Source organism: Elstera litoralis (assembly GCF_000963705.1).
In the GTDB taxonomy this organism is placed as follows: domain Bacteria; phylum Pseudomonadota; class Alphaproteobacteria; order Elsterales; family Elsteraceae; genus Elstera; species Elstera litoralis.
The window spans coordinates 1-3885 of the sequence record NZ_LAJY01000086.1 but is presented as its reverse complement, the minus strand read 5'-3'; the positions used below and the strand labels follow the sequence as shown (position 1 = coordinate 3885).

The 3885-nt window shown below is 63.0% G+C and carries 5 protein-coding genes and 1 pseudogene; all 6 read right to left on the bottom strand.

Annotation, left to right across the window (positions count from 1 at the left end; translation table 11 throughout):
• Window positions 1-342: pseudogene (locus tag VZ95_RS26655) on the bottom strand (heavy metal translocating P-type ATPase); the annotation flags it as partial.
• Between the two features lie 56 nt (window positions 343-398).
• A complete protein-coding gene (locus VZ95_RS26650; protein WP_045774798.1) occupies window positions 399-857 on the bottom strand; it encodes a heavy metal translocating P-type ATPase metal-binding domain-containing protein in 459 nt (152 codons plus the stop codon).
• Window positions 854-1039 (bottom strand): hypothetical protein, encoded by a 186-nt coding sequence (locus VZ95_RS04405; RefSeq protein ID WP_045774797.1) that lies wholly within the window; start codon window positions 1037-1039, stop codon window positions 854-856. Before VZ95_RS04405 ends, VZ95_RS26650 begins: the two co-directional genes overlap by 4 nt.
• Before the next feature lie 28 nt (window positions 1040-1067).
• Window positions 1068-1358 carry a FixH family protein gene (locus tag VZ95_RS04400; protein WP_052711474.1) on the bottom strand — a complete coding sequence of 97 codons (291 nt, stop codon included), beginning with the start codon at window positions 1356-1358 and terminating at the stop codon, window positions 1068-1070.
• A gap of 10 nt (window positions 1359-1368) precedes the next feature.
• On the bottom strand, window positions 1369-2865 hold the full coding sequence (gene ccoG, locus VZ95_RS04395; RefSeq protein WP_052711473.1) for a cytochrome c oxidase accessory protein CcoG: 1497 nt from the start codon (window positions 2863-2865) through the stop codon (window positions 1369-1371).
• 88 nt (window positions 2866-2953) lie between these two features.
• A complete protein-coding gene (gene ccoP / locus VZ95_RS04390; protein WP_045774796.1) occupies window positions 2954-3832 on the bottom strand; it encodes a cytochrome-c oxidase, cbb3-type subunit III in 879 nt (292 codons plus the stop codon).
• Window positions 3833-3885: the final 53 nt, after the last annotated feature.

Here is a 3885-nt window from a genome sequence, read left to right as displayed (position 1 = left end):
AGGCCGCCCGATGAGCAGGAAGAACAGCAGCATCGTCGCGCCGTCGAAAAACGCATGCTCGCCGCCGTTCGCGGTTTGATAGAGGCTCATGCCCGTGGCGAGCGTCACGCCGATGGAAATCGGCACGTCCATATTGGTATGGCCATTGCGCAAAGCCGACCAAGCCGAGCGGAAAAACGGCTGCCCGGCGTAAGCAACGGCGGGAAGCGCAATCAGGGCCGAAACCCAGTGCAACAAATCGCGCGTCGCGTGGCCCATGCCCTGCACTTCCCCGGCCCAAATGCCAATGGACAGCAGCATGATATTCCCCGCCGCAAACCCCGCCACCGCCAGCGCCCGCAACAGCGCTTTGCCGGTCTGGTCGCGCGCATTCTTCAGGCTCTGCGAATCGAAGGGARTCAGGCGATAGCGAGGCGCTCGATGGCCTCGACCGGGCGGCGCCAATCGTCAACCCCGCCCTCCCAGGTGAGGCGCAGACGGCGCGTCGTCATATTCACCCGGCCTTCGCGCATGCCTGGCAGTTTCGCTAGCACCGATTCGATCAGCCAGACGCAGGCGGCGCATTGCAGCCCATCGACCATCACCGTCAGGCTGGCCGTGCCACTGTCGCCCGCCCGCACGAAGGCCGACATTTCCGCGCCTTCCTCTTCCGGGCGCGGCGCGCGCGCGTCGGGATCGAGGCAGCGGCGGGCGTAATATTGATCGAGCCCAAGATCGTGGATCAACGCATAGGCCCCCGCACAGCCGTGGCAGCAGAAACGCTCCCCCGGCTCGGCACTGGCCTGCAAGGAAGCGCCGCAATGGGCACAGGACGACTCGGTCGTCTCGAACGCCGCTGGTGCCCGTAGGGCGGTCATTTTAGGATGATCCGCTGCTCAATCACCGCTTGAGCCTCGCCCTGCTGAATGACCATGCGAGCGGCCCATTGCCCTGGCCGTAAGCCGCTTAACACCGCCTGTGCCCGGCCCGCTTCGACCGGCAGGCTCACGGTCGGCAGGCGATCACCCTCCAGCGGGCGCGTGAGCGTCAGTTGCACCACGGCGGCATCGAGCGGCCCCTTGCGTCGGTCACGCGCACCTGCACGCGCGCACGCCCCTCGCCAGCGTTAAAGTCCGACGCGACAATCTCGCCGCCCAGCCTAATTTGGCCTGCGCGCGCCCGGCGGCGAGAATCTTATTATAGGCAATGCCATTCTCGTAAGGCTTCTCGATCACCAGACCGACCGGCTGGCGCGTGGCAAAATAGAGCAAAGTGCCATTGGCGATGAGCACCACGCCAAAACCCGCGAGGAAACACCAGGGAATCCAGCGGTAGCGCCGGGACGCTTCGGCGGGCGAGAGGGAGTGAAGAGCGGTCATAGCGGGCTCCTTACGGGACGGACGGACCGATAAACAGACTATCAGCCCCCGCGCGTTCGCCGGTTTCAGAATTTTCCACAGTCAGCGTCACGGCAACCCGTTCGGCCTTAAGCTGCGCTTTCGGTACTTTCACGAACAGCCGGAACGTGCCGACACTATCGGGGGCAAGGCGCAAAGCCGCCACCGGCACGTCCTGATCGTCCTGGCTGCGTGCCGAAAGCTGCGCACCGTCGAGCCCCGTGAAGCTGAGCCGGAAGGATTGCACCGCGCGCTGCTTATTGATGATCTTCAGCGTATAGGCATTGCGGATCGACCCATCCGAAAGCCCGACATAAAGCGGGGCACGGTCGCGCAACACGGTCAACTCGGTCTTGGCGCGCGAGAACAGCCCAACGGCCATTACGGCGGATAAGAGCAGGAGCGCGCCGATGTAAATGAAAGTACGGGCACGGAAGAGTTTGTAATGCCCCGCGCCGCCCTTGGTTTTCGCCTCCTGATTGGCCAGCGTATCCCAGGTGATAAGATTGCGCGGACGCCCGACCTTATCCATCACCTCATTGCAGGCGTCGACGCAGAGGCCGCAGTTGATGCACTCAAGCTGAATGCCGTCGCGAATATCGATCCCGGTTGGGCAGACGGCCACGCACTGCTTGCAGTCGATGCAATCGCCGCGCCCGTCCCAGGGGTCGCCCGCCTTATGCTTGCCGCGCGGCTCGCCCCGCCACTTCTGATACGTGACGGTCAAGGTTTGCTCATCGAGCATCGCCGCCTGAAAGCGCGGCCAGGGGCACATATAGGTACACACCTGCTCCCGCGCCCAACCGGCCAGCACATAGGTCGTCGCGGTGAAAAGACCAACGAAGAAATAAGTGCTAGACCCCGCCTGGCCGGTAATAAGCGCCACCGTTAGCGTCGGCGCGTCCTGGTAATACATGATCCAAGCGCCGCCGGTGGCGAGCGCAATCACCAGCCAAACGGCGTGTTTTAGCAGCTTCTTACCGAGTTTTGCCGCGCTCATCGGCGCTTGATCGAGGCGCATGCGGGCGTTGCGGTCGCCCTCAATGGCCCGCTCAATTGCCATGAACAGATCGGTCCAAACCGTCTGCGGGCAGGAATAGCCGCACCACAGCCGCCCGAACAGGCTGGTGACGAGAAACAGCGCCACCGCCGCCAGAATCAAAACGCCCGTGAGGTAATAAATTTCCTGCGGCCAGATTTCGAGCCCGAAGATATAGCCGCGCTGCCCATCAAGATCGAGCAGCACCGCTTGATCGGGTTGGCCCGGCCCCCGATCCCACCGCAACCACGGCACCGTGTAATAGACGAAGAGGCAGAACGCCAAAATCGCCCATTTCACCCGTCGCGCCGGTCCCTTTACCGCCTTCGGATAGACTTTAACCCGGTTGGCGTAGAGCGAGTCCCCCGCCGACTTCAGGCTTTCGCGCTGCTGCTTGGCGGAGAGAAGCGGATCGGGATGCGAGGTTTTTCCTGCCGGCGAATCGGCCATTTTCAAAACTCCACCCCCATCGCGCCTGACGTGCAGGCAAACGATGGGGCTGTCGGTAAGCTTAAGCTATTCTACGCAAGGCCGAGGGTTATTGACCACCGCCGAGCGAATGCACGTAGAGGGTCAGCATTTTGATTTGCGCTTCGCTCAGACGCCCCGACCACGCGGGCATAACGCCTTGACGGGGCGCGGAAATCTGCTGGACCAGCGCCGCCCGATCGCCGCCATAGAGCCAAATGGCATCATTGAGGCGGGGTGCGCCGAAGTCCTTCACCCCTTCCCCCTTCGCGCCGTGGCAGGCCACGCATTGTTCGCCGAAGATTTCCGACCCGCGCTTCGCACTGGCCGACAGCGCCGTGCCCGCCGGGCTGGCAAGCGCGATCACATAATCGGCGACATCGCCGATTTGCGCTGGGGTCAGCAATCCATCGGCCCCATAGCGCGGCATCGCCGAATCGCGCGCCTCGGCCCCGCCATTGCGGATCCCGTGCTGAATGGTCTGCTGAACAGCCTCGCGGGTGCCGCCCCACAGCCAATCATCGTCGGCCAGAACCGGGAAGCCACCGGGACGGCCCGAACCGCCTGCGCCGTGGCAGGGGGCACAATTATCGGCAAACACCGCCCGCCCGCCGGTGAGGGCGAAGGTGGCGAGATCGGGGTTCTGTTGAACCTCCTCAATCGGGGTTGCCGCCAGTTTGGCCAGCATCGGTGCGCGCTGCTCGGCGGCAGCCTTCAGCTTCGTTTCCAGTTCTTCACGTTCGGAAAAGCCGATCAACCCCTTGAAATAGGTCGTTCCCAGCGGCACCGACGGGTAGAGCGCCATATGAATGAAGGCCCAGACGATGGTGACATACATCGTATAGAGCCACCATTTCGGCAGCGGCGTATTGAGTTCCTTAATCCCGTCCCACTCGTGGCCGGTCGTATCGGTGCCGGTAACGGCATCCTTTTCGATTTTCGTCGGCATGACCGTAATCCTTAAGCATCATCGTCGAGGGGAATGCGGGCATGGGCGTCCAT

Coding starts and splice junctions, on each gene's coding strand:
- VZ95_RS04400 (WP_052711474.1), bottom strand. CDS start 1,358: ATGACCGCTCTTCACTCCCTCTCGCCCGCCGAAGCGTCCCGGCGCTAC.
- VZ95_RS26650 (WP_045774798.1), bottom strand. CDS start 857: ATGACCGCCCTACGGGCACCAGCGGCGTTCGAGACGACCGAGTCGTCC.
- ccoP (WP_045774796.1), bottom strand. CDS start 3,832: ATGCCGACGAAAATCGAAAAGGATGCCGTTACCGGCACCGATACGACC.
- ccoG (WP_052711473.1), bottom strand. CDS start 2,865: ATGGCCGATTCGCCGGCAGGAAAAACCTCGCATCCCGATCCGCTTCTC.